Origin of the sequence: Streptomyces sp. NPDC088725, assembly GCF_044751305.1 — a bacterium.
Lineage (GTDB): Bacteria > Actinomycetota > Actinomycetes > Streptomycetales > Streptomycetaceae > Streptomyces.
Genome location: NZ_JBIVLO010000005.1, coordinates 348,570 through 375,104, shown reverse-complemented (window position 1 = coordinate 375,104; position 26,535 = coordinate 348,570). Strand labels below are relative to the sequence as shown.

Here is a 26,535-nt window from a genome sequence, read left to right as displayed (position 1 = left end):
GACGCGATCTCCCCGGCGCGCACCCGGAGCCGGCGGGCCGCCAGCGCGCGGTCGACGGCTTCGGCGCTGGCCGGGGACATCCGGTGCCTGAACGTGTTCCACAGGGAGGCGTCCGTGCGGAGGAAGTCGTCGCGTTCCTTGTCCGTCAGGTTCTGCCAGAGGCTTGAGACGACCGGGCGCATCCCGTCCAGAGCGGGCCGCCAGTCGCCGCAGTCACGGAGCGCCGAGGCGATGTGCTGCCGGACCGCCCGGCGCAGCCGGTCGAACGGCAGCCCCGTGGCGCCCTGCGGAAGCGGCTGCGCGGGCAGCGGGACCATGGCGTGCCGCTGCGGCAGCAGCCCGTGCCGCGACACGGCGTGGACGACGCGGCCCGGACGGTCCAGCATGACCGCGAGGTCCACGGCCGTCAGCCCCGTACCGACCAGCAGGACGTCCTCGTCATCGCGTACGGCGTCGAGAACACCGGGCGTCCAGGGCCGGTTGATGAACCGGTCGGACGCGCGCAGCTCCGCCGGAGCCCACCGGCTGTCGCCGTGGACGGGCCCGGTGGCGAGCACCACACCGTCCGCCTGCACACTCTCGCCGTCCGCGAGGCGCACGCTGGCACGCCCACCGGCGGGCCACTTCACGCCGGTCACGGTCGTACGGAGACGGCGCCAACTGTGCCGTGAGACTGCATGATTGCCTGGCCGAGCGTGTCGGCGAGGTAGGCGCCGTAGCGGTACCGGCTGACGAAGTCGGCCGCGGTGACGGTCGGTTCGCCGTGGCGGCAGAGCCAGCGGACGAAGTGCCCGGGGTCGTCCGGGTAGCAACTCATGCCACCCGCAGGCACGTTGAGCCGGAGCTTCGGGTCGTCGATGGCGTACGCCGTACCGCGCCCGGCCTCACCGGTCGGATCGATGAGCATGAGGTCCAGAGGGATCCGGCGTCTTCTGGCCGTTGCGCACAGCTGGATGGCCACCAAGGCACCCGCTGCTCCCGCACCGATAACAGCCAGACTAGGACGACACGGACCTGAAGACACTGGTACCTCCAGCACAAAGCTGACCAGGGAAGACGCGTATGACGTAGTTCACTATTCCGATGAACAACATGGCTGGCAACCCCTACCTTCCTCGTGCGCCGCGAACGCCATGTCAAAACAAGGCTGTAGTAACTGACCGGCCACCTGGGGCCCGCGCCATGAGAGATTGAACTGTGAGGATTTCAGCTAGAACGGACTACGCGGTCAGAGCCATGGCGGAGCTTGCCAGCCATCCGGACGACCCGCTCAAGGCGGAGGACGTCGCGAGCCGCCAGGACATCCCGGTCCGCTTCCTGTTCGTCGTACTGCGCGAACTGCGCCAGGCCCGCCTGGTGCACAGCCGCCGGGGCCCGGAGGGCGGCTACGTACTCGCCCGCCCGGCCCAGGACATCACCCTGGCCGACATCATCCGCACGATGGACGGCCCCCTGGTCAGCGTCCGCGACCTCAGGCTGACGGACCTGACGTACCCGGGCTCGGCGGCCCTCCTCCCCGACGTATGGCGCGCGGTACGCACCAGCCTGCGCGAAGTCCTGGAAAGCACCACCCTGGCCGACCTGGTGGCGGGCACACTCCCGCCCCCGGTACGCGCCAGGGCCCAGGCGTACAACGACGACGTGCGGACGTACCCGCTGGACCTGGACTGACGGCGGGAGGCGGGTGCGCGGGGCCAAGTGTGCGGGGCCGGGTGTGTGGAGCCGGGGCTCCGATCCGCCGGTTCCGCCGGGCAGCCGCACCGCCGTCGCGCCGCCGATCCGCCGGACCGCCGATCCGCCGGACCGCGGAGCCACTGCCCCACCAGTCCTCAAGGCGATCGACGGAAAGCTGGTCCAGGTCTACGACAGGCAGGCCATCGAGGAGTTGCTGGACGATGTCTTCGACGGCATCGTGATCGCCAGGGGCGACGGCAGGCAGCATGAGGGATCCGCGACGACGTGGCCCTGCGATGGGTCCGGCACTGCATGGCGAGACACCCACGGAGCGCACAGCCGTGACCTCACTCAACCCGAGCCAACGCCCGCACCACTGCGATCCCCTGCCCTGACGTGCGCCGAGCGGGGGCTCAGCCGTTGCCGGAGTGGCGGGTGAAGATCTCCTCGGAGGAGGCCTGACAGCAAGTGCGCAGGACACCGGGGCAGCAAGGCGCGGCGCAGTCGGCTGAAGCCGCTCACAGGCACGCGCCGTGCTGTTGTGGGGATGCCGGCCTACTGGCGTCCCACGACCGTGCATCCCTCACAGCGAGGGGTGCCAGGCGTATCGCGCCAGGTCCTCCGAGCATGCCTGGACAACTGCCCAGACACGGCTGACCGAGGCGCCCGCGCCTGCGGAGAGGGAGAGTTCCGTCATCGCCGGGGCCTTCGCCGAGTGCCCCGTGCGCACGGCGCAGCTGACGGATGACAGCGGGGCGGTGGTGTCCTGCGGGGCGCGTACGGTCACCTTGAGTTCGGCGCCCTTCGTCGTGGCGCCCTCGGCCTCGATCAGTGCCTTCATCTTGGCCGCGAGCGGCGCCGCGCCCTCCCCCAGTGAGCCACCCGGCAGAGGAACGGTGCGGTCCAGAGCCTCCACGCCGATGCCACGCAGGGTCGTGACGGTCAGCCGCAGGTCGCGGGCGCTGAACACCTGACGGTGGTGCAGGACGTACACGGCCACCAGTGCGGTACGTACGGCGTTGGCGAGCGACTTCCCGTCCTCCGTCGGCGGTGCGCTCCAGGCCCACCGCCGAGCGGCGATCCTGTGCGGGGCACGTCCTTCCGTCAGCGTGGCGAAGCCTTCGCGCACGGTGTCGCCGAGTTGCCAGCGCCCCCCGTGATCGATGGAGAAGAGGCGCCCTTCCTCGTCGACCGCGAGCAGCGCGTCTGTGTCCGTGCGGCCGAAAGGGAACAGCCGGGAGCCCGTGGACTCACCGAGAAGCGTCAACGGGCGCAGCGCGTGCCGGGCTTCCGTAGGATCGACCACACATCCCGTGGCTGCCACGTCGTGACCGGGTCCGGCCGGGCGTAGGTGCAGTCCGTGGAATTCGCGCAATGCCCGCTCGGCAGCCGGGAACAGCACCCACGTCGCTCCATCGGCCACCGGCTCGACGAGTGCGACAGTCCTGAGCACAGCTGACAGGGCGTCGTCCCTGACGTCACGACCGTCGTACCAGCCGGCGGCCGCCAGCGCGTCCTCGCCCCGTGTCATGAGCCGATCACGTCAATGCCGAGCCGGTCGAGCAGCGCCGAGCAGGAGCGGCACACCTGTGCCGGGGTGCCGTGCTCGGGGTCGCCGTGGCCGCGGATCTTCTGTGCGACGAGGGCGGCACCGGTGAAATGCGTGGCGGCATCGTCGAGAGTCGTCGTTCCCCCGTCGCTGCGCCGACGGCCCAGCCCCCACATCTGGTCCGAGACCAGAGCGGACTCGGCGCAGTATCCGATGAAGGGCTCGCGCTGCTCCACGGGCAGTGCGTCGAAGAACTCCCGCACGGCGGGGTGAAGATCGGGCTGGTCGTCGCCACCGAGATTGGTGTGGCTGAAGATCTGGCCGTGGACGAGCAGTGACGCGGCCACGCCGGGAACGAGGTCAGACAAAGTAGTCCTCCGCATCTTCCATCTCACTGCTCATCAGGCTCATCAATGCCTCATACTTTTCGCGCCCGAGATAATATGCCCCGGTGTGGTGCGAAAAGAAAAACCGACCGCTTTCGTCCATTAGTATGGTGGAGCCGTCGTACGTGTCGTATCCGACAGGGAAGAGCTTCGTGCCGAGATCTCCGGCCAGCTCAGAGATCTCCTCAGCGTCTCCCTTGAAGACGAGATGCGGGGTGAATATCGCGAAGTTCTCCGGAGCGGTGTCGATGACGGCTCGAAGGAACGCGTGCTCCCGGACGAAAGAGAGGGCAGGCGCGGAAGGCTCGATGTCCACACCGTAAGAACGGTATCGCGCGACCACGGCCGCGATCGCTTCGGACGCCTCCTCCCCGACATCGCGTCCCGGGTACCATCCGGCTTCTGTCAGCCACGCATCTACTTCTTCGGCTGTGGAAAGTATCGGCATCGTCGCCCTCATCCTAACTGTGTGCCGTGACACCGATCAACGGGAGAATTCTTGAGCACGAGCGACACGGCTCTTTGTAATCGCCATGGTTCTTGAACCCGGTGGGCGAGTCCTGTTCTCCGATTTGAAGAGAGTAGACGAGTGCTCCGCTCATCACTCTGCGAATGTCTTCCGGTGTACGGATCGCTACGTTATCCCTTTCTTCTATACCATGGAGTCGGTCGGATACAAGCGCGATCTCGGCGCACTTGCCATGCCCTGCGCCCGGGTTCTCGTTGTCCGCTCGAATCTCCTTCTCCACTTGATCCACGACGCTCTTGAGCGCGGGGTGGGTGTCGAGCAGCGACTGACCATGCCGTTTTGTGGAGCTCGAGTGGCTCGTCAGCGTTCCCTCGTGCAGCAGACCACCCGCGCACGACTTCACCAGACGGTCCTTGCCTGGCGGATTGTGCCCTGCCTCCTGATCGCGGGCGTCGTCGGCCAGGCCGCGCGTTTCCCGGACGAGGGCATCCCGCTGCTGCTCCTCGCTGAGATGGTTTACGTCAAGTGCGTCGCGTCGATGGTGTTTCATTTTGCCGGCACTCTTCCCGTGCCAACCCGGCTGCGGGCTCATCGGCTTCCCGTTGGGGCCTCCGCCGGACTTGCCGCTTCCTCTTCCCCCTCCGCCGCCGTTTCCGCCGACCCCGCCTCCGTCCATGCCGCCGAGGTCGCCCTCGTCCTTGCCGGCCCGGGACTGGATCTTCTTTATGCCGTCGCGGATATCCTGGTCGGTGTCTTTGTGGGTCTTCGAGCTTTCGGTGATGGAGTTGGGCAAGGTCTTGCCGACGTGGTCGCCAAGGTCCCCCAGTGCTTTGCCGAGCTTCTCCGTGACGCCTTCGATGGTCGTGTCGAGGACAGCGGTGAGGGATTCCTTGCCCTTGGCGCGGCCGTGGTGGTTCTTGACCTTGGTGAGTTTGCCGCCAGTCTTGTCGCGCATGGAGACCTGTACGCCGGCCAGGTGCAGGCCCGTGTTGCCGTGCGCGTCGTGGTCGATAACCGGGCCTCCGCCAGGGCCCGGACCGCCCGGCCCTGGCCCGGAGTTGAGCTGGAGTTTGTCCTTGCCGGCCTGCACCGTCTGGTCGGTGTTGATGCCGTTCTGCACGCCGACGACGTTCAGCGCGGTCTGGATGGCCAGGTCCGCCACGACGTTCTCGATCGCGGCGACCGCGGGTTCCGTGAGAGTGGCGACGATCTCCTCGACGGCCGCCTCCGCCATCTCCTTGAGGATTCTCTTGAACGCGATACGGGTGGCCGCGATCTTCGCCCCCGCCAGGAGCGTCGACAGACCGGCCGTCACCGGAGCGAACGCGAGCGTTACCCCCACCGTGGCGCACAGGTCAGCCAGTTCACCGACCGCTGCTATCTTCCGGGCCACGATGAGGTCCGCGACGCGGTCGAGTGCGCCCGCGATGATCCGAGCCGCCTTCGCCAGGTCTTTGTGTTTGCCCTGCACCTTGGACCAGTGCGCGTCCAGGGCGGTCAGTGATTCGCTCTGTCCGCTGGAGAGCAGCCGCTGGATGTGCTGATGCGCGGCGTGTCCGTCGTCGTCCGCGTCATCCGCGAACTCCCGTAACGCGTCCGCCATGTCGCGGTACACGTCCTCGTCAACGTTGGGCCAGCCGACCCCGACCAGGTCGAGCATCGTGTCGACGCCCTCAGGAATGGTGTAACCCACGCCGCAACGGTCTCCCTTCCCCACGGCCGGATCAATCACAGCAAGAGCAGCTCAATCGTGCCATGAGACGCACTCGTCATCCCAAGTGGTTCCAGGGGGGTGTCCGTTGGGTGCCGCAAGGGGCGGCCGACTGTCGGCCGGGCCTGCCGAAGACGCCTGGCCCGTCGCCCGCCCCGACGGCGCTGGCTTCGTCACTCGCTTCCAGGTCGACTCCGCCGTTCTCGCCCGTTGCCCCGGACAGCCAGGCCTGGTGCCAGACCGTCCTAGAGCCGCGGATGCGCCGCGAGGCGGTATCCGTGACGGCCGCCGCCCAGGCCGAGGTACCAAGTGGCTTGATCACTCTCGCCCGTTACGGTGCGGCGGCGCCTCCGCGCCATTTCTCCCAGCACTAGCCAGAAGTCACGGGGCCACGGCATGGTCAGCGGGTCGAAGGAATAGTCCTTGACCGTAGCCTTCTTCCACAGGGTCACGGCGCGCTCGGCCTCGCCCGAAAGAAGGCGCGCAGTCGCCAGGTGGCCTCGGGCAGCGGAATAGTCTCTCTCCTCTGCGGCATTCACGAGGGCAGGCCAGAGATCTCACACCAGGTGCTGCTGGAGTTCCCGGAGGTGATTGCCGGTCTTCTCGCAGATCGAGGCGCCCACGTTCCGGTTCACTTCATCCAACTGACGGTCGAGTTCATCGAACCGGTCGTCGTCCCAACCATGCTTATCGACGAGTTGCCTCCAGAGCCCCCAGGACCGCTCAGCCTCTGTCCGCGCATTCCCCTCCAGTTCTTCCTGCGTCAGCTGGGGGAAATCCTGATCACTTGGCGCGTCGAGGTCCAAGGTGTTGGGTCGTGAGCTCGTATCGCCGCCAAACCTGATCCGAGTGAGGACCTTCAGCAGACGAAGCGAGGTGTCGATGCCATCATCACAAACCAGGTTGCAGATGTCCGCGATGTCCTGGGCGAAATCATCCCAGTCAGTCTCGGCAATGTGGTCATCGAGCTGATCGGCCAGCCAATCCGCCGAGCCTCGGAATCGTGGGTCTTCCAGGAGCTCCTCGATCTTGGCATCGAGCCGGTCCACGACCGCCTCGGGAGTCTCCAGCTCCCGCTGGGCTGCTACTTCGCGCTGCTTGCGCTCGGCGGCCTCTCGGTGTTGGTCACGACCGACCCGGGCGGCCGGAAGGCGAGTCTGAAAGGCTCGCATCTTCTCGGCCATCACCGGGTCAATCTCATCCAGCAGCCCGATGGCCTGCATCTGATGCCCGAACTGCACGATCGAGTCCGATGCGAGACAGCACAGCAGACTCGTCGCGTCTGTAGGAGCACGCTGGGCCACGGCCGTCGCCATCGCGAGCCGGTCCGCGCTCGCCGCACCCTGGTGCGCCACAAGTTGCTCCACAGCCCCGGGAACATAGCTGGGCGAGTGCTGGTATCCGGCGAGAGCCAGGCCAACCCTCTTGCGCGTCGTCAACGGGGCTGTCTCGTCCTGGGCGAAGAGGTTCGCGGTCCACACGGCCCACCCGTCACGCACCGCGTCCGCCAACCAGCCCCAGCCGTTCTTTGGTAGCAGGTTTCGAGCCTCCGCGTAGCCCGCGTCCTTCGCGCGATGCACCAGAGCGTCAGCTGCCCGGTGACTATTCCTGCCGGATGGTCTTTGCCTCCCGCGACGTAGCAGAGGCCGACGGTGTACTCGGCATAGGAATATCGCGGCCGGTCAACGTTGACCCCGGACATGCGCAGGGCGAAGCTGGCCTGGGTGGACAGCAGTTCTCGCCGAACAGAGACACTCCGGATCCACATCTGCATCAAGTGGAGGGAACAAGAATCGCTCATCTCCATCGGAAACCCCCGGCATCCCATGGTGAACCCGTGATTAATCCGCGCCGAGAGGAACGGAAAGCTCCCGGACCCGCATTGCCGTCACGAGAAACCCGCGGCACCGCAGATCGACACCGTCACAGTGGCCGGGCGCACCGCTACGGACATGTTCCGCGGCTCATCACGGAGTGGACCGGACACCGTACGGCCGCTTCTGCTCCCCGGGAGCATGGGAATGAGCCCCCGCGTCAGGTCCCCGCAAGTCCACCAAATGTCCGTCCGCACCACCCGCAGCGGACTCACCGCCCACTGCGCAACCGGGCTGATCACCGGCCCATGCACGCCCTCAGCCAACCAGCACCCTGAACCGCAGAAGGGGCAACGTCAGCCCCGTTCGCGCTGAGACGGCGACAAGCACACCCGCAAACCGACGCAGGGAACAGAACGGTCCAACCACCCGCCTGTCCGTTCCCCTCCGCATTCGCCGCCCGTTCTTCGCCAACTACAGAACCAGCAGGTCAGGAGCAGTTGCCTACTTCACTGCCCCTTTCAGAGGCGGATCCCCGCAACCGTCGCTCGCCCACATCCGCTACCCTGTTCCTTGGCTAGTGACTGGTACGCCATGTTGTCTGCTCGACCAGCAACGCAGGGGATGTGGCGCCACCGCTGACCAGTGGGTTTGTACTCTTGCCGAGGATCTGCACTCTGGACTTCTCGACAAGGTTTTCCACAAGCCCCCGCCTTCGTGGGATGTGTCGAAAATTCCGTCGTCGCAGCTCAGGCCTGATGCCATGCGACGCCTCCAAACGCTGCAGCGCTGAATCCCAAACGCCTCTGCTGTGTTTTGCGGCTCACGACACAGGGCAACCCCGGTTGGCCGCACACGGCTGGCGCTCTGGGGGTGAGGGGCTCACCCCGAGGAAGGCTCAAATATTGCTACTTGAATAGTCGGCTGTGCAGTCTTGCAGGGTGCCCACTTCCTCCACCACACAGCGGCTCATCGACCGCCGCGTCTACCTGCTCCTCCTCGATGACCAGGACCGCCCCGCGAAGTCTCGTCGGAGGGTGCCGTCCTCCTCGGCTCGGCCTACGCAGAAGGATGACTTCCCGATGGCCGCGTCTTTCTTCGCTAGGGACTGTAAATCGTTCGGCTCTGTCCCGTAATCGGTGGTAGCGCTGTGTAGCGGTCATTGAAGGAGGATGCGGTGGCGGAGCAGGGGGAACCCGGCTCGGCCGTGCATCTGCCTCATGATTCGTTTGGTTCTGGTGTTGACGCCTTCGGTGCGGCCGTTGTGGTACGGGAGGTGAGTCCGGCGTTGACGGCGGCGCGGTCGAGTTCGAGGCCGTTCGCGAAGGAGTGCAGATGAGGCAGATCGACTGCGCGGACCTGGACGATCCAGCGTGAGAGCCCGTCGGCGTTTCCTTCGCGAGGCGTCAGGAGCTGGGCGAAGTCCGCAATGCGGGCGGCCAGTTGGGTCATCTCGGGGCAGGCGGCGGTGAGCCGGGCCAGAAGGTCGTGATGTTCGGTCTTGAGGTTGTCGGGCCTGGTGAGGAGCATCCGGGCGAGCCGGCGTGGGGAGATGTGGCTGCGGTCGGCGTCCGCGCGGCCTTGGTTGATGTACTTGTGCAGGAGGTTGAGGCAGCCTTCGTAGCCGAGGGACTTGATCTCTTCGAAGAGGTGCTTGACGGGGACGGCAGGGTCCTCAGCCCGGCGTTTGCGCAGGTGCTCGCGGTAGGGGTCGACGAGGCTGGTGCGGTATTTGGGGACGCGGAGCATCCGCTCGGGCCGGTCGGCTCGTGCGTAGCGTTTGACGGTGTTCAGGGCCAGTTGCAGACGGCGGGCGCATTCGAGCAGGCCCACGCCCTGATTGAGCAGGTCATGGACCTGGTGCCAGCGTTCCAGGGTGGTTCGGGCGCGTGGCCCGTCGTAGATGGGTGCGTCCAGTACGGTGGCCCAGCAGCTGCTGTGCGCCTTCACCTCGCTGAGGGCGGCTTCGCACAGGTTGTGCCACAGATGCCACCTGTCCGCGACCTGGACCGCGTCGGGCAGGGCGCGGCGGATGGCCTCGGCGTAGGTGGCTGAGCCGTCGCGGCACACGACCTCGACGCCCGAATGCTCGCGCAGCCACGCCTCCAGCGTGTCGGCCGTGCGGTCAGGCAGCACGTCGATCCGCTCATGTGTCTCGGCGTCGATCACCACGGTGGCATAGCGGTGCCGCCGGCGCAGGGCGAAATCGTCGACACCGATCACGCGGGGCACCCTCCCGGTCGGCAACGGGATGCGCAGCAGGGTGCGCAGGGCCGTGTGACGCGACAGGCCCACCGCGAGTATCGCCAACAAACGTGATCCCGCCCGGCCCGCTAACTCTTTGACCACGGCCTTGACCTGCGTGGTCAGACGAGCGGTGCGTCGCTGGTATCGCTCCAGCACCCCGGGCACCTGTTCGCGGAAGGTGTGGCGGCAGCCTCGCGTGGGGCACACCAGACGCCGCACCCGCACACGGACCACCACCCGTCGCCCGTCGACCGGAACGTCGGCCACCGTCCGCCAGTGATAGCCGTGCACCCGTCCCGACGAGGCCCCGCACACCGGGCAGACCGCGGTGTCCAGCGGCGTCCGGGCCCGCGCCACGATCTGCTCACCCTCGTCGGCCACATCCTCCATGACCAGCGGGGACAGACCTGAAAACACCGTCTGCACAAGCTCGTTGACATCCATCACATGAAGGTCAACGACCCTCACAACTCTCCGTCACCACCGAATGTGAGACAGGGCCGTTCGATTGACAGACCCCGTGGCCGGAGATATCCGTACGCCGGCGCGCTGCTGGCTGGGCGTGGGGACAGCCAGCCAGCGGGTGCCCCCTCCCGACGCTGCCCGCCTTCCACCGTCAGCGAAGGCGTCCACACGCAACTGCCGTTCCTTACGCATGCGGGGCCGTTGTCAGTGGGATGCGGTAGACGTTGTGTCGTCAACGGGTCGAGGGGGGAAGCCGGTGGCGGCACCGTACAGTCCGGTCAGCACCCTGCGCCGCGGAGAGCACATCCCTCCTGCGTCAAAGTCTTTCATTAGGGTTAAAAACCTGAACTTCGGGGATGAAATGCCTCTGGCGCACGGTGAGAGCAGTCGGGGGTGGCCGCGTGGAGTATGGGTGAACTACCCCACCCGGCCGGCGCATGGGGTAGCGCCCTCTTCGGCGTCCGACCTGCGGAGACGATGACCAGGTGACTTGTCTGCCCTATCATCCGTTGCGCGCTGCACATGTGGGGTGTCACTACATCCGGCCGCCGCAAACGGCACATCCTCAAGGGTCCGACAAACTACGGAACTTGTGATCAAATGGTGAAGGATATGCAGCTATGGCGCCGGGGGGCGCTGCGCCCTGGGGAGGGGCGACCTGCACAACAAGCGGGGGCGAGATCGTGAAGCAGGGTCACGTGAGCGGCGTAAGACGACTCGGTACCTTTGTGCGGATATCGGGGGGTCCGGGGATCGGCAAAGTCGGGGAGGTAGATGGAGAGCGCGTGCGCGTTGACTACTTCGAGTCGCCGACCGCGACGATCGCACAATCGCAGTGGGTGGCGGACCACCTGGTGCACCGGGTCCTCCTGGAGCGCGAGGAGCGCATCTGGTGGAGGAGTCCGGACGGGCTATGGAACGCGGGTCGCGTCATACAGGCAGAGCCCGCCCGGCGTTCCTACATCGTCAGGTTCCCCAATGTGGACTACGACCTGCCTGTTCGTGAGGAGCATCTCCACGTTCGGTGGGATCGCCCGGTGCTGGATCCCGCTGCGGATCTGACCGTCCGTGGTGGAAGCACGACGCCGTACCGAGACGCGAGACTCCCCGTCCTTAAAAACCTCGTCCGGCAGCGTGGTGCCTGTGCCGACATGAGTACGTTCCTCTCGTCGACGGTGGAGATCTTTCCGCATCAGGTGAACGCCGCGCTCACGGTCCTCTCCGACCCGGTACAGCGGTATCTGCTGGCCGATGAGGTCGGCCTGGGGAAGACGATCGAGGCCGGGTACGTCGTTCGTCAGATCCTCATCGATAATCCGGCTGCGTGCGTGGTGGTCGTCTCGCCAGTCGCTCTTCGCCGACAGTGGCTGTCTGAGCTCAAGGACAAGTTCCACATCGGGGACTTCCCTGATGCGACGATCGTCGTCACCAGCCACGAGACGCCCGAGAAGTGGGCTGGATACAAGCATGCCGACCTCGTCGTTGTGGACGAGGCCCATGCGCTCGTGCAGGCAGGTCCGGATGAGACGCCTTACAAGGAGTTGTGCGCACTAGCGCACTCGGCCGAGCGACTGCTGCTGCTGTCCGCCACCCCCGTGACGTCGGGCTACCTGACGAACCTTGGCCTGCTGCACCTGCTCGACCCAGAGCTCTACTCGTGGGAGAGGCGTCAGGACTTCGAGGACCGTTATCGCATGCGCGAGCAGTTGGCCAACTCGGTCTACTCCCTGAACCCGCAGTACACGTATGTCATCCGGGACAGCATCGACGAGATTCGAGCACAGGTACCCTCGAGTGACGTGCGTCTGGCCCAGCTCGCAGACGAGGTCCTCGACATGCTCGACGAGGATGACGAGGTGAGCGACCCCGATCAGCAGGATGAGTTCGCCCGTCGGGTTACCGAACTGCGCGCTCACATCAGTGAGACGTACCGGATCCACCGCCGAATGATTCGAAACCGGCGCGAGGCGGTGCTACAAGAGGCCAGCGGCCCGGACGCCGAGGCACTTCCCTATGAGGTGCGCGGCCGCCAGCGTCCCGAAGCCCTCTACTCCCCCTCCCCCGTCGTAGAGGCAGGGAGTGAATTCGTGATGCTCTGGTGGAACTCGGTGCGCGAGCACCTGGAGAACGAGGGGCTGAGCGATCAGCTCTCGAAGTACGCCATGCCCTTGGCGGTTCTCACGTCGCGGGCGCCCGCGCTTCCGTACGACGCCATCGATGCGCTGCGGTGGCGGGTGAGGGCCGACGCCGATGCTGGCGAACGTGCGGGGCTCTCACTACGGGAGCGGGAACTGCTGCGCGGTGTGCCGGTAGTTGCCTGCGAACAGACCCTGCTGGCCGAGGCTGAGGAAGACTGGCCTGCGGGGGGCGAGCCGAGCACGGAGAATCTGAAGGACATCATCCGGGCGTTCCTTCCTGTCATGCGGAAGGCACAGCGCACCGTGGTTTTCTGTGGACCCGGCCGACTAGCTGGCGCGCTCACAGGTCGGTTGCGCTCCGACTTCCCGAAAGTAGTGATCACCGAGCACACGCGTAGCATCGGCGCGGCTCAGGCTGCAACCGACGTCGCTCGTTGGGCAGACCCAACGCCTGGGCAGGCGGTTCTCCTCGTCGATGACACGGCCGAAGACGGCTTGAACCTGCAGGCAGCCGACTGTGTTGTCCATCTGAGGCTTCCCTGGTCCCCCAACCAACTCGAACAGCGTCTTGGCCGCGTTGATCGCTATCCCGGTCCGGCTCTGCCTGGAGCGGTTGGTCCCGCGCTTCAGTTCCGACTGGCTGAGGAGAACGGCCCGGACGGCTCTTTCACGGAGGCATGGGCCGCCCTTCTCGGGGATGGTTACAGGGTCTTCGACCGTTCTGTTTCCACTCTGCAGGACGCCATAGCCCAGTCGGTCACCAGCGTATGGACTGGTGCAGTCGAGGTTGGGCCGGAAGGGCTTGTGACGCAACAGGAGGCCGTGGATGCACGGCTCGGCAAGGAACGCAACGAGATCCGCAAGATGGACCTTTTGGAGTCCATCCACGTGTCGACGCAGCGCCTGCGCAGCGTTCCGGCTGCGCTGGCGAAAGTCGAGCTTGATTGGTCCGAGACGCAAAAGGCGCTCCTCGCGTACACGGACGCCACCGGAGGGGGTATCAAGCTCCGTTACCTCGATCGTTCCATCCAGGGATCCCCGGCTTGGCGCTTTCTGATCAACGACGGCTCGACCCGTCCGCTTCTTTCTCCTCGTCACTGGAAGCGGGTCAAGGATCGCCTCCCTGACGATGAGATCGCTCACGCGATGTTCAACCGGTCACGCGCGCTGCGCAGTCGCGACGCACGACTGTTCCGCGTCGGCAATCCCTTGGTGGACATGCTGTCCGATGCCGTCCTCAACGACAGTCTTGGGCAGAGTGCCGCCTTCAGGCGGATCGACCGCGGGATGCCGCCGGGGCAGGGCCCGCAACCGTACTTCGGTTTCGATTTCCTCATCGAGGCGGACACCTCTGCCGCACTGAAGCACGTCAATGGCAGTGCGGACGCCGGAAGGGCTCTGCGTCGCCAGGCGGATCGGGTCTTCCCTCCTGTCATCAGGCGCGTTTGGATCGAGTCGGGCACGAACCGGCCCGTGACCACGGACGCCCAGTTGGCCTTCCTGAATCGTCCGTACGACAAGAGCAAGGGTGACCGCAACTACAACAGCCAGCGTGCTGCGGAGTTGTTCGAGGTCTTCGGAGGCCAGGAGCACGCGGCCAAGTACGTGCGTGACGCCCAGCAAGCAGCGCTGGGGTTTCTGCACCAGCACACGGATCTCACGGCAGTCTGTCAGGACGCTCAGCACAGGGCACTGGAGGTCTCCGCGGTTTTGCACTCGCAGGCCCAAGCGCGGCAAGCGGCTGGCCGGCTTCTTCGTGACACCGAAAGCCTGGTCACCGACGCGGAGGTGCTGACTTCTCTTGCCGAAGGGCTGTCGCGACCCGTTGTCCGGGTCGTGGCCGCTGCCTGCCTGGTGCGCCGCGGATTGGAATTGGCCTACTGATGTCTGAAGACACATGGGTGAGAGCTCAGCACCTGCTCAACGAGTGGCCCGAGGTGAAGCCGGACATCCTGGACAAGGGCGTTCTTCGCCGTTTGGGGGACGCCCTGGCTGGGCTGCAGAGCGGCGCTAGCGGCTGGCTGGACATTGCCTCGTTGACGCGACAACTCCTGTTGGTCCACCAGGCGCTGGGGCGCACGGGCCATTTGTCCGTGCCGTTGCGAGCGGGCCTGCCCACCGCTGATCAGTGGCGGCAGGGCGGTTGCAACGTGCTGGTCGACGGAAGTCGCGTCCTTCTACGAGGTCAGGAATGGGCCCCGGTTGAGGGTGACGGACCGGCGCACGAAGCAGGGCTTGCACAGGTGCGTGAAGCAGTCCTCGGCAAGGACTCCACCTTGCGCCGTGTCCTGGAAGCCGCGCCGGCCGACCCGTTTTGGAAGGACGTCCTCGGATACGACCACTACCTTTCCAAGGGGCAGCGCCAAGCGGCCCGCTCGGTCGTCCTGATGCCGCCGGGTGAGACCCTTCTGATCTGCCTACCTACCGGCCACGGCAAGACGCCGGTGGCACTGGCCGGTGCCATGCTAGCTGGCCGGAACAGTGGCGTGTCATTGATGGTCGTGCCCACCGTGGTCCTGGCCATCGACATGGAACGACGTGTCCGTGAGCTGCTGAGCAGGCGTGATCCCGGCGCTCTGCACAATCGGTACGCATATTTCGGGGAGTTGGACCAGGCCGACAAAGAGCAGATGCGCGCGGACATTTCAGCCGGGCGACAGGCACTAGTAATCGCCTCTCCCGAAGCTGTGGTCGCCGGACTCAGCACAGCCCTTCGCGATGCCGCCCAAGACGGTCACCTGAACTACGTCATACTGGACGAAGCACATCTCGTCGAACAGTGGGGCAACGAGTTCCGCTCGGAGTTTCAGAGCCTGGCTGCCCCACACCGGGCTTGGCGAGAGATCGCTCCCAAGGGTCGTGCGCCCAGGACAGTTGCAATGAGTGCCACGCTCACCGAACAACAGGTGACGACGCTACGGGATCTGTTCGGTTCCGGTGAGCGCACCAAAGTGGTCTGGGCTTCCGAACTGCGCAGCGAGCCTACCTACTTCTTGGACGACTTCGGCTCGGAAGAGGAGCGGTCCGCAGCAGTTCTGAGGGCTGTGGTACGCCTACCGAAACCGATGGTGCTGTACACGACCCAGAAGAAGCACGCCACCGAATGGGCCGAGGCTCTGCGGACGGCAGGGATGCACCGGGTCGCCGTCGTACACGGGAACGTCAACGACGCCAGGCGTCGTCGCGCGCTCGAGGGCTGGTCAGGCCGCACGAGTCATGGTGCTGTCGCGACCGAGTACGACGTCGTCGTCGGCACCTCCGCCTTCGGGCTGGGAGTCGACCTCGACGATGTACGCAGTGTCGTGCACGCGTGCGTACCTGAGACCGTGGACCGCTACTACCAGGAGGTCGGACGTGGCGGCCGCGACGGCAGTCCCTCGATTTCCTACCTGGCATCAGCGCCTGGCGACCATGGCACAGCCCAGTCACTGAACGAGCAGAAGATCCTCATGGCAGACACCGCTTGGGGACGGTGGCGGGCGATGTTCACCAAAGGACAGCACCTTCACGCGAACAGGTACTTGCTCGACTTGACGCTGCGGCCACCGCGGTTGCCCGTTGGGTACGCCACGCACAAGGACTGGAACGTTCGTCTGCTCAATCTGATGGATCGCATGGGGATGATCAAGGTCTTCCCTCCCACGCCTCCGGTTCGTGAGTCCGAGGAGGATCCCTCGGTCCGGCAGGAGCAGATGACGGCGTTCTACGAAACTGCCCGAGACCGGATCGAGATCGAACTGGTGGATGGGCAGACCAACGATGAGACATACTTCCACGACGCCTACAACCGCATCCGCTCGGATATCAAGGATGCCCAGCGGAGCTCTCTGCAGAGGATGTTGAGCGTCTTGCGCCACGAGCGGTGCATTGCGGACACCTTGGCCGAGTACTACTCGATCACGGGAGCCAATGGGGGGCGTCACTACACCATGGCAGCCTGCCGCGGATGTCCTCACTGCCGACGTCAAGGGCTTCCGCCGGGAGGGGTCGCATCCCTGTACCGCAAGCCGCTCTCGCCGGATCCGGCCACTGTTGAGTGGTCCCCGCCGGCCAGTCCTTTGGCCCACTTGCACCCGCAGACCTCGCACTTCAGCATGTACTGGCAAAGCCCTGCGGAACACAAGGACAACGTGTTGCCCGTGCTGGTGAAACTGGCGCGGTCGGGTATCTCTCACTTCGCCGGCCCTGGTGTTCGCGAAGAGGTGGCCCAGCAGATACAGCAACAGGCACCAGGTCATCCGGTGCTCGTCGATCACGACGGCGGCCTTGTGGGCAGTGGCACCACCGCCACGATCGTCTGGGTTGCTGATGCCGCGACGCCGCGCCTCGATGAGGAACTCCGGTACCGGCTTGAGGACGGGGAGCCTGTGTACCTCCTCCTTCCTCGGCAAATCGAGGACCCGACCAGGCCCGGGGTGCCCTTCGTGACTACACACCCGTCGTTGAACATCCAGCAAGTGAGAAGCGAGTTCAGATAATGGCATTGCTCAACACGCCCGTGCCGTATCCCGGCGAGATCTGGGCTGTCGTACGCTTCCTGGCCTCGCAGTCCGGGCCCGTGGCGTCTGAGACGCTGCGCACCTTCCTCGAGCCGCACAATCTCGACGCGAAGAAGACCACCACGGTCCATTACGCGCTCAACACGCTGCGGTCACTGGGGCTCGCTGAGGAAAGCGGCGACGGCGAGGCCTGGATCTTGTCGGGTGCCCTTGCAGACCTGCGTTCGGACGACTATGCCGCCTTCCAGCGCGCACTGCGCGCCGCTGTGCTGGGCCTTCATGGGCACCAACCGGCCGAGATCGCCGATGACCTGCGGCGGGCTCTGGTGTGGAGCCTGAGCCGGGATCCGTTCTCGGAGTCCTTCAGTTGGGCCCTCGTGGACAGCCGGCACCAAAAGAATGCACCCGATGGAGAGTTGGTCTTCGTGAACGGTTCACGATGGTCACCGTTCGTGGCGTGGGCGGGAACTCTTGGGTTGGGCGCCTCGGCTCCCCACATCGCCCAACGCTATGTTCCGGACTGTACTTGCGCCGTGCGGCAGGTGCTGGAAGAGCACCTGCCGGCAGACACTCCTGCGGATGCTCTAGAAGTCTTGCGCCTGCTGCGTGAACACCTTCCTGTCCTTCCTGGTGGAAGCATCTCAGAGAATTCGGGCTATGGACTGCCCGACGACCGGACGGTCGACACGGCACTCTCCTTCGCCCTGATGCGAGGCGAACACGAGAAGTGGCTCGTCATGAGCAGCGATTCGGACGCCAAGCAGCCGATCAAGTTGCAGGACCCCGAGCGTCTGTCCATGCGTCTTTGTTCCTCCATCACCCGGCAGGAGGCCACCAATGTCTGACTTCAAGGGATACGTCTGCTGGGACGTGGAAAACGTCATCTCCACGATTCAGACGGAGGCGGTCGTCGCCTCGCCTGCCGTCTTTCTCTCCACGCACACCCCGTTGAGCATCCAGCGTTCCCGGATTACTGGCCGGTCGTTCAACAGCACAGGCGAGAGCGTCACGGAGGAGAACGTCCTCGACGAGTTCCTGAACCGACGGACGAACACCAGGACGCTGCTCCTGCCGGTGGTCGGTGAGTCAGGCTCTGGCAAGTCCCATCTGGTCCGCTGGGTCAGGGAGAACATCGAGCCCGCCGAAGACCGAAAGATCATCTACCTCGAAAAGTCTAAGACGAGTTTGCGACATGTGATCGACTCCCTCCTCGACGGTGTCGAGGACGAAGAGATCGAGCAGATCCGCAAGGACATCCGGCACGTCACCGGGAACTTCACCGCTGCCTCGCTGGCGCGCCGCCTCATCACCCAGTTGAGCGTCGCTCTGGCGGACCTCGGTAAGGAATCGGTCTCCGGGAAGAAGCGTCAACTCGTCGGACCCCAAGGCATCTCGCTGCTTCTGCAAGATCCGCTCCTGCAGGCGCAGATGCTTGAGTCCGGCAAGTTCATTCCCCAATTCGCCCAGCACTTCTTGAGCGATCGAGAGTCCGGCGAGGAGCGTCGTCCTCGCTTCTCTCTGGAAGACCTCCCCTTGAGCCCGGATGCCATCGCCGGCGACATGGCAGCCCCTACTCGGCAGATCTTCGGCGTCCTCATGTCCAGGGATGAGTTGCAGGTGCTGGCCGTGGAGTTGCTCAATGAGCAATGGGACAAGGCCGTTCAAGAACTGTCGGCGCTGGGAGGCGGTCGTCTTCTTGGTGCGATGCAGAAGGTGCGCAAGATCTACGCCCGCCAGGGCAAGGAGATCATCCTCCTGGTGGAGGACTTCGCTCTGATCCAAGGTGTCCAGGGTGACCTGCTCGACGCGATCACCGAGACGTCGGAGCGGGAAGGGCATGCGGTGCTCGCGCCCATGCGAACCCTCATGGCGATCACCAGTGGTTACTTCCACGACCTTCCGGAAACGGCAGCCTCCAGGATCGCTACCTCCACCGGAGGATTCGTCTACAACCTGGACATCGTCCTGGGAGAAGGCCAGACAGGGACAGAGGACATCGCCACGTTCGTCGCGAGGTACCTCAACGCCGCTCGAGTTGGGCGTGGTGCGCTGGAAAGTGCGGGTAGCGGTTCGATTCCGAACAAATGTGACGATTGCATTGCAAAGAGCCTTTGTCATGATTCTTTCGGTGTTTCCGCGGACGGGTTCGGCCTCTACCCGTTCAATCGTCCGTCTCTGACGCGTGTCGTTCACAGCCTGGCTCCGCAGGAGAACCCGTACGCCTTCGTACCGCGCAACGTTTTGGGCAGCGGAGTCATCCCGATCTTGGCCGACGCGTACAGCGCCATCAGCAAGGGCGAGTTCCCGAGCGCCTTCTTCCAGGAGAACTACAAGTCCGTCAGAGGCGTCGACCAGGCATTGCCCAACAGCGTCAGCGAAGATATCGATACGCACGACCCCTTGAACGCCAAGCGCCGGCGGGCGGCGCTGGAGTTTTGGGCCGATGCACCGCCCCAGTTGGTGAATCTGCGGCAGGGCATCAGCGAAGCGTTTTCCCTACCTGCCCTGGCTGTTGACGGCCTGCACGAAAAGCAACAGGTTTCCCCACAGAAAGAGCAGAGCACTCCCCTGCCACCACCTCAAAAGGAGGTGCCCGCTCTGCAGAGAAAGCTTCAAGTGGTGGAAGACTGGGCCGCAACAGGTTCTCGCCTCACCACGGACGAGGCAAAAATCATTCGCACCATCATTTCGAAATCGGTCCCTTACCGGGAGGATTGGCTAACGCCTCCGGTCAAGCCGGTCAACCTCACCGACACCGAAAAGGCCGGATGGTATACGAAGAACGTCAAATCCAACCAGGTCTCAATCGAAGATGCGAGTTCAGAGGCGATGAGTGCGGGCGCACCCATCGTTCTCAAGCGCAACCCTGCGACTGGCGAGTTCTTTAAGAGCCTCCTGCGCCTGTCCGCGGACGCGGTAGATGGGGTGCGCGGGAAGGACATCGTTCGTCTCGCTAGCATCGCTGACGCGGCCAGGCCCGCTATGCGAGAGCGCGTTGCGCAGAGCCTGGAACGCACCGAAAAGGACTTGATCGCTGGGTTGCGTGTTTCTTTGCTCGGCGCTGCGCTGGCCGGACGTGTCGTTCCCGGTATGCCGATCGAGACGCTGTACGCAGCAGCATTCGATGTAGGGAACGAGTGGGTACGGCCGGACGTGTCGTCGCGCACTGAGGCATGGCTGGAGAGACTCAATGTGCACATGCAGCATCGCAGCAGTCTCGTGGAGTCGTTGCTGAGTTCGCTGGGAATCGGACAGGGTTCCACCGGAGCGGTCCACGTCGTTGACGCTACCCGTGCCCTTCCTCTCGTAAAGGAGGCAGCGGCGCATTGGGACTTGTCGGCCGTGGAACTTCCGCAATGGGTCAAGAGCGCTGGCCAGCCCCTGCGTGCAGGGTGGCAATCCGTAGTGCGCGGTCAACTCCAGGAACTACGTACGCTCTTCGGCGAGATCCGAGAGCGCTTCCCCAGGGCGAGCGGCCCCGGTGACCGCCTCGTCCAGCAAGTGTCCACGGCCCTGCAGATGGCAAAGGCAGAGGGCATCACGGGACCCCTGGAGCGTGAGTTGGACAGTCGGGCTGTAGCAGTCGCGGAAGCCGACTGGACCACGCTGTCCGTACTGGAGAAGGACCTGTCTCGCGTCACCAACAGCCTCCAGGACTCGTCGGCCGAAAGCCTCCTGGCTGTGGTGGCCCCGATTCGGTCCCCACATCTGCGGGAGATGCGCGACTACCTCACGGTTGCCGACTCCTTGCTGGACACGGCCCTGGCTGCGGCGCGGATGCAGAACCAGAACGCGGTCAGCGACGCTGCGGAGCAGTTGGCAGGTCTGTTGGGGGAATGGAAGCAGGCCGTAGATGACGCTAGTACGCACGCGGAGGCAGGCAAGTGAGCAGCGTTACGGTTCTGGAGAAGGCTCAGGAACTGCAGAACATCGCCCGCAGCATCTCCGAAGGCCAAAAGGAGCGGGCCGAACAGGAGCGGGTGCTCCAGCGTATCGATGAGGTGCGTGCAGCCTTGCAGGCCGCGATGGTCCAGCAGCAGATCGCGGTTTTGCTGCGTGAGCGCACCGGTCAGGCTCTGGACGTGTCTGGGTTCGAGGCTGCACGGGCCAAGCTCGAGTCGAAGTCGCGAGGTGGCCTGCCCGGCGACCGGGCTTTCCTCGATGCCAAGCGCGCCTTGGACGCATTCACCAGCGAGCTGAGTACTTCGCTCAGACAGCTCTGGAAGGCATGGGCCACCGCACAGATCCAAGAGGTCTCTCCGGCTCGGTTCGTCACTCTTGGCACCGATGAGCGACTGGAAGCGGCCGCGCTCTACGAGTCGATGAAGACCAAGGCGAATCGCTCCAAGGTCGACAGTGCCAGCATCCTCACATTCTGTACCGATCGCGACGCGCTGCTGAGGCTCCTCGAGCACGCACCGGACGATGCTCCGGAAGAACTCCTCGAGCTCATCAACCGGCTCGACGCAGGCGGGGTCACTCTTCGAGAGCTCAGCGACGCGGACATCACGCTGCTGCGAGACTACGACCAGGACTGCTGGTTTACCGTCACTCGGAAGGCGGACTGACGACCTGTGGCACCCACGACACTGCGCCGCGCCGTTTTGGGCAAGGCGCTTACTGCCCTGGAGGACCGGGAGTTGCCCCTCCTGTCCTGGGGCGTCACAGACGGCATGCTCAGCGAAGAAGAGGTGATGGACGCTCTCTGGTCGGTCATCGACAAAGACGAAGACGCGGCATCGCTGTTCTCTGACGCCGACCAGTTGAGGCAGGCGCTCCTTAGCCAGCAACTTCTTTTCCAGGTCCCCTTCGGCGGAGTCGATCAGTACCGGACAAGGTTCGCAGAGGGGGTTCGGCTGACTGCCTCCCTGCGGCAGATCTTCGGCCCTTGGCCCGGTGCTCCACTGCAGCCGGACTGGTGGGAAAGAGGTAGGCCGCTGGTCGCCGACTACCGCCTGCACGTCTCTGAGCGTCGCTATCCGACGCGTGACATCTCGGCTGCCCAGGCGATCGCCGAGATGGAGGTGACATCGGGGTGGACTGAGAATCACTCAAAAGTCGCCGGGGTGCTGATCGGTTCGTACTCGCTCTCGCGCTTCCAGGTCGACGCCACCAAGGCAGTCACCAACTCCCTGGTCCACGGGGGTTCGCGTGGCGTCGTTGTCGGTGCCGGCACCGGCAGCGGAAAGACCCTCGCGTTTTACCTTCCGGCATTCGCCGCGATGGCCAATGACCGGCGCGCGGGTGTGCATACGCTCGCGCTCTATCCGCGCATCGAACTACTGCGTGACCAGTTGCGCGATGCGATCAAGAACGCACTCGAACTCCGGGAGCGGGGCATGCCCAGTCCGCGGATCGGTGTGCTCTACGGGCGTACGCCGCCGGGTCTCGGCGACGTCACCCAGGGGATGTACGAGTGGCCAGTGCAGGGTGGGGCCCGTGTCTGTCCCTATCTGACGTGCCCCGCCGGGGATGGCGGCACCATGCTCTGGTCGGAACAGGACAGGGCGCTCGGCTCGGAGGCCTTGCGGTGTTCCGTGTGCCATCAGGAGATCCCTGACGGTGTTATGGCTCTTACCCGAGAGTCGATCAACGGGGCTCCGCCCAAGCTGCTCTTCACCACGACGGAGATGCTCAACCGCAACAGCACGGGGTCGAAGTTGAGCAGGACCCTCGGCTGGAACTGGAATGGTCCCCGCGTCGTCCTGCTCGACGAGGTGCATACGTACTCCGATGCCACGGGCGCGCAAACAGCCTTGCTGCTCCGGCGTTGGCGTCACGCACGTCGTGGCCCCGTGACCTTCGTCGGGCTCAGCGCCACCCTGCGTCAGGCCGACCGCTTCATGGCGGAACTTGTCGGGCTCCCTGCGGAAAGCGTCGCCCTCATCGAACCGCGCGGCGCGGACATGGAGGCGGAGGGCCGCGAGTACCACCTCGCGCTGCGCGGCGACCCCTTGTCGGGTACGAGCCTGCTGTCCACCACTATCCAAACGGCGATGCTCCACGGACGCTTGCTCGACAGGACTCGGCCTGCCGGGACGACGCTTCATGGGACCAAGGGGTTCCTCTTTACAGACGATCTCGACGTCACCAACCGCCTGTATGACGACCTGCGAGACGCAGAGGGAGGGCAGTACGGGAAGAACCGCAGAAAGCGGGGTGCTGCGGTTCTGGCGTCTCTCCGTTCCATGGACCTTCCTGCGGAAGAAGATCGTTACCTCGTGGGCCAGTCCTGGAACCTTCCGGAGCTGATTGGGCACAACCTCAGTTCCGACCTGAGCGAGCGACCTTTGAGGATCGGCCGGACATCCTCCCAGGATGCGGGCGTCGACGCGGACGCCGATCTTGTCGTTGCGACGGCCTCTCTCGAGGTCGGCTTCAACGATCCCGACGTCGGACTGGTCGTCCAGCACAAGGCGCCTCGAGACCCGGCTTCCTTCCTGCAGCGCCGGGGCCGGGCCGGACGTGAGAGGGGCACGCGCCCGCTCACAATCGTTGCTCTCTCTGACTTTGGGCGAGACCGACTGGCCTATCAAGGGTATGAATCCCTCTTCGCTCCTGAGGTGACGCCTCGCACCTTGCCTGTGCACAACCGCCACATCATCAAGATCCAAGGCGCTCGAGCGTTCGTCGATTGGCTCGGCACCCGACTTCGTGAGCAGGGCCTGTGGGTCAGCGCCCGCATCTTGTTGTCGGGAAATACCCGACCAGACTATAGAGATGAGCAGTTGCCCAAGGCCCGACAAGCGGTCATCAAGGATCTGGAGAGCCTGCTCGACGGGGATGACATCCTGCTGCGCTCCCTGGCGGGCCATCTGCGAGGCGCGCTGGGCCTGAGCGCCGACGAAGTGCAGGTCCTCCTGTGGGAGCAGCCGCGGTCTTTGTTGTTGGCAGTGGCTCCCACGCTGTTGCGGCGTCTTTACGCTGGCGCGTCGCCGATCCACAAGGATCCCGGCACGGACCAGCGTGCCTTTTTGCCTGAGTTCGTCACGACGTCGCTGTTCGCTCCGCTGAATCTTCCGGAGGTCAGCTTTGCGGTGCCCTTTGCCACTTCCGACGACGAGGAAAAGCTGCCGGTCGGGCGCGCACTGCGTGAAGCTGTGCCTGGCCGGGTCAGTCGCCGGTTCGGATACCGCGATGATCGTCACCGCACGTGGCTGGAGGTTCCCACCGGGGTCCGTGACGCCGTGATCGATCTGAGTCACATCCTCGACGCCGAGGAGCGGCAGGGTTGTTGGGGCACCGGCCGCGCGGATGTGCAGGCGGTCGAGGTCACGCGCCCGCGACGGATCAAGCTGGCTCAGCCGGACAAAGAGATCGCGACCTCGTCCCAGGGTGTCCCCTTGTGGGCAACCCAGTTCGTGGACAACCCTGCGGGTCCTCCGGTTGCGGCGGACGTGCCCAAGGTTCCCGAGTGGCGGGAGCGGGTGATCTCTGTCGGGTTCGCCGCTCACGCTTCAGGTAACCCGACCGAGGTGCGCCGGATGACGTATGGGGCTGTGGCCGACGTCATCAAGGGCACGCCGGGGAAGCGGCACAAGGTGGCGGTCAGCTACATCCACGAGGGAAAGAGGGCAGCCATGGGCTTCTCCTCGTCCGTCGACGCTGTCCAAATTCAGGTCAAGCCGCTGGATCTGTCGCTGCCTGGCGTAGTGGAGCATTTGAACTCTCCCGAGTGGCGTTCGAAGGCGTTCACGAACACCGTCATGGAGGACAGGCGGATCGCTGAAGCGGCCAACTCGTTCCAGCGTGGGTGGTTGTCCTTGGTGTACCTCTCCGCGTTCGCGCTTGAGGGACTTGAAGGCAAGAAGCCCGAGGCGATTCACGCGGAGTTGTCACAGGGCGCCTGGCGGGACAGCATCCTTAAGGTCATTCCGCTGCTGTACAGGCAGGATCCGTCCGCCTCCCCTACGGGCGCCGGCAGCCCTGCCGACCGCGTTATCAACGATCTGCAGGCACTCAGCCAACACCCCGATGTCATCGCCGTGCTCGACGACGCTGGTTCACTGCTGTTCGGCGAGAAGCTCCATGACCGCACGGTTGGCCTCGCCCGGCGCGCCTATCTGGACACCTTGGCCGCTGCGATCCTGGAGGCAGTAACACGAGCCTGTCCCGACGCCCGAGACCAGGACCTGACGCTCGACGTGGTGCCGGGTGCCGGCTCGGCAACGGACCAGATCTGGATCAGCGAGACGTCCGAGGGTGGGCTCGGCGTCGTGGAGAAGTTGGCGGAGACGTACGGCCGTGATCCTGCCCGATTCTGGAGTCTGGTTGGTGCGGCTTTGCGTCCCAACAGCTTCGAGCAGACTGATGCACGGCTGACGAGTCTGCTCGGTCATGTGGTGGAGGCCGAGCCAGGTGGTGAGCTCGCTGAGGCGATGAGCGAGATGCGTGATGCGGCTTCGGCTCAGAACAGCCAGGATGCACTGAACCGCATCAGGTCGGCCTGGACCGACCTGGACGGTGCGCCTCGGCACGGTGATGTTGCATCCCTTGCGATGCGTCTGCTTCGACGCGGATCCGACAGTCTGACCGACGCGACTGCCCTTGCTCTGGTGAAGGCGTGGGATCAGTTGGAAGAAGCAACTGGGATTGAGGTCGACTCAAGGGTCATCGCGTACGCCGTTGGCGCGGGCAAGGTGCAGCTGCCTCGTACGATCAGCCCGGACCAGGCTTTCAGCATGCTCTGGCCCCGAGGTGACCAGGCACGGAACTACCATTTCGACTCTTACCAGCCATATCGCGCGGTGGACAACCCGCAGATCTTGGATCGGCTTCTGGCGGCCGCCGTGCACACGCAAGCGTGGCCACGCCTCGATGCCACATCGTCGGATTGGCACACCAGCTACGCCGAGTTGCTCTCCTCGCATCCTGCAGTTGAAGTGGTCGTTCCTCTAGTTCAGCCCGAACTGCTGCGCCATGTGATGCTGACCATCCCTGTTCTTCGTGTGGACCGTGGAGACCTGAAGTTGTTCGGCGAGGTGACACAGGTACTCAGGGACAGCCGCGAGGTCGTCATCAAGGCCGTCATCAAGGAGTCTGAGCAGTGACTGTCCTTCGTCGTACACTCCGCACGAATGCGCGTAGCGCCCTGCGTGCGGACTCGCTGATTCGGACGGCGCTGCTGGCTCAACTCTCGTCGCCGGGCGGCGAGGTCTGGTTGGTGTCTGCATGGGTCAGCGATGTGGATCTGGTCGACAACGCTGACGGTTCCTTCGACTACCTCTTGGGCGACAACCCTCCGCTGCAGTGCCGCTTGTCCGACCTGCTGCTGATGCTGGCACAGAGTGGCACCGCCGTTCGTGTTGTGACCCAGGATGCTCCTGCAAACGCGATGTTCTTGGAGCGCCTCGCTCTGGGCCGTGGACCGGGTACGGATCTCGAGGTGTTTTTGGACCAGGACATTCACGAGAAGAGCCTGATCGGCCCGGGCTGGATGTTCGACGGCTCCATGAACTTCACGCGCAACGGCCTGGCCCGGAACAAGGAGCAGATCAGCTATACGTTGGACGAATCGGCTGCGGCACAGGCAGTAGTGGACTACCAGCATGAATGGACGGCACGTGGCGTCTAAGGCAGAAGT

Annotated in this window: 15 protein-coding genes and 1 pseudogene; 8 read left to right on the top strand and 8 right to left on the bottom strand. The window is 64.8% G+C overall.

Annotated elements, in window-relative coordinates:
* Positions 1-634: 634 nt before the first annotated feature.
* Entirely contained in the window at positions 635-961 is a 327-nt protein-coding gene (locus tag ACIP6N_RS15020) for an FAD/NAD(P)-binding protein (RefSeq protein WP_401815744.1), read from the bottom strand.
* Between the two features lie 236 nt (positions 962-1,197).
* On the opposite strand from ACIP6N_RS15020, the gene ACIP6N_RS15015 reads away from it, so the two are divergent.
* Complete coding sequence (locus tag ACIP6N_RS15015; protein ID WP_401815743.1) at positions 1,198-1,671, top strand: RrF2 family transcriptional regulator; 474 nt, start codon at positions 1,198-1,200, stop codon at positions 1,669-1,671.
* A gap of 586 nt (positions 1,672-2,257) precedes the next feature.
* On the opposite strand, the gene ACIP6N_RS15010 is transcribed toward ACIP6N_RS15015, so the two are convergent.
* From ACIP6N_RS15010 to ACIP6N_RS14980, 7 genes and pseudogenes are all read right to left on the bottom strand, one after another.
* The gene (locus ACIP6N_RS15010) at positions 2,258-3,205 is read right to left on the bottom strand and encodes an SUKH-3 domain-containing protein (protein WP_401815741.1); all 948 of its coding nucleotides are present in this window, start codon (positions 3,203-3,205) and stop codon (positions 2,258-2,260) included.
* Positions 3,202-3,591, bottom strand: a complete 390-nt coding sequence (locus tag ACIP6N_RS15005) for a YwqJ-related putative deaminase (RefSeq protein WP_401815740.1) — start codon at positions 3,589-3,591, stop codon at positions 3,202-3,204. The genes ACIP6N_RS15010 and ACIP6N_RS15005 overlap by 4 nt, the downstream gene beginning before the upstream one ends.
* Positions 3,584-4,057 (bottom strand): SUKH-3 domain-containing protein, encoded by a 474-nt coding sequence (locus tag ACIP6N_RS15000; protein ID WP_401815738.1) that lies wholly within the window; start codon positions 4,055-4,057, stop codon positions 3,584-3,586. Before ACIP6N_RS15000 ends, ACIP6N_RS15005 begins: the two co-directional genes overlap by 8 nt.
* 13 nt (positions 4,058-4,070) lie before the next feature.
* The gene (locus tag ACIP6N_RS14995; RefSeq protein WP_401815736.1) at positions 4,071-5,771 is read right to left on the bottom strand and encodes a YwqJ-related putative deaminase; all 1,701 of its coding nucleotides are present in this window, start codon (positions 5,769-5,771) and stop codon (positions 4,071-4,073) included.
* Between the two features lie 263 nt (positions 5,772-6,034).
* On the bottom strand, positions 6,035-6,328 hold the full coding sequence (locus tag ACIP6N_RS14990) for a hypothetical protein (RefSeq protein WP_401815734.1): 294 nt from the start codon (positions 6,326-6,328) through the stop codon (positions 6,035-6,037).
* Between the two features lie 18 nt (positions 6,329-6,346).
* Positions 6,347-7,369 (bottom strand): hypothetical protein, encoded by a 1,023-nt coding sequence (locus ACIP6N_RS14985; RefSeq protein ID WP_401815733.1) that lies wholly within the window; start codon positions 7,367-7,369, stop codon positions 6,347-6,349.
* A gap of 1,393 nt (positions 7,370-8,762) precedes the next feature.
* Positions 8,763-10,294 (bottom strand): annotated as a pseudogene (locus ACIP6N_RS14980) (ISL3 family transposase).
* Between the two features lie 641 nt (positions 10,295-10,935).
* On the opposite strand from ACIP6N_RS14980, the gene dpdE reads away from it, so the two are divergent.
* Genes dpdE through dpdK form a run of 7 tightly spaced genes read left to right on the top strand, consistent with a single transcriptional unit; the run spans position 10,936 to position 26,526 of the window.
* A complete protein-coding gene (gene dpdE / locus ACIP6N_RS14975; RefSeq protein ID WP_401815731.1) occupies positions 10,936-14,337 on the top strand; it encodes a protein DpdE in 3,402 nt (1,133 codons plus the stop codon).
* Entirely contained in the window at positions 14,337-16,931 is a 2,595-nt protein-coding gene (gene dpdF / locus ACIP6N_RS14970; RefSeq protein ID WP_124722795.1) for a protein DpdF, read from the top strand. Before dpdE ends, dpdF begins: the two co-directional genes overlap by 1 nt.
* On the top strand, positions 16,931-17,797 hold the full coding sequence (gene dpdG, locus ACIP6N_RS14965) for a protein DpdG (RefSeq protein WP_071339517.1): 867 nt from the start codon (positions 16,931-16,933) through the stop codon (positions 17,795-17,797). The genes dpdF and dpdG overlap by 1 nt, the downstream gene beginning before the upstream one ends.
* Positions 17,790-20,840, top strand: coding sequence for a protein DpdH (gene dpdH, locus ACIP6N_RS14960; protein WP_401815729.1), 3,051 nt, complete (start codon positions 17,790-17,792; stop codon positions 20,838-20,840). The genes dpdG and dpdH overlap by 8 nt, the downstream gene beginning before the upstream one ends.
* Entirely contained in the window at positions 20,837-21,520 is a 684-nt protein-coding gene (locus ACIP6N_RS14955) for a hypothetical protein (protein WP_193463172.1), read from the top strand. Before dpdH ends, ACIP6N_RS14955 begins: the two co-directional genes overlap by 4 nt.
* Positions 21,521-21,526: 6 nt before the next feature.
* Entirely contained in the window at positions 21,527-26,002 is a 4,476-nt protein-coding gene (gene dpdJ, locus ACIP6N_RS14950) for a protein DpdJ (RefSeq protein ID WP_401815726.1), read from the top strand.
* Positions 25,999-26,526: a phospholipase D-like domain-containing protein DpdK gene (dpdK, locus tag ACIP6N_RS14945; protein WP_079177548.1), complete on the top strand. Its 528-nt coding sequence runs from the start codon at positions 25,999-26,001 to the stop codon at positions 26,524-26,526. The genes dpdJ and dpdK overlap by 4 nt, the downstream gene beginning before the upstream one ends.
* Positions 26,527-26,535: the final 9 nt, after the last annotated feature.

What these genes read in the sequence shown, in the direction of transcription:
- ACIP6N_RS15010 (WP_401815741.1), bottom strand. Translation starts at nt 3,205, where the DNA reads ATGACACGGGGCGAGGACGCGCTGGCGGCCGCCGGCTGGTACGACGGT.
- ACIP6N_RS15000 (WP_401815738.1), bottom strand. Translation starts at nt 4,057, where the DNA reads ATGCCGATACTTTCCACAGCCGAAGAAGTAGATGCGTGGCTGACAGAA.
- dpdE (WP_401815731.1), top strand. Translation starts at nt 10,936, where the DNA reads ATGGCGCCGGGGGGCGCTGCGCCCTGGGGAGGGGCGACCTGCACAACA.
- dpdF (WP_124722795.1), top strand. Translation starts at nt 14,337, where the DNA reads ATGTCTGAAGACACATGGGTGAGAGCTCAGCACCTGCTCAACGAGTGG.
- dpdG (WP_071339517.1), top strand. Translation starts at nt 16,931, where the DNA reads ATGGCATTGCTCAACACGCCCGTGCCGTATCCCGGCGAGATCTGGGCT.
- dpdH (WP_401815729.1), top strand. Translation starts at nt 17,790, where the DNA reads ATGTCTGACTTCAAGGGATACGTCTGCTGGGACGTGGAAAACGTCATC.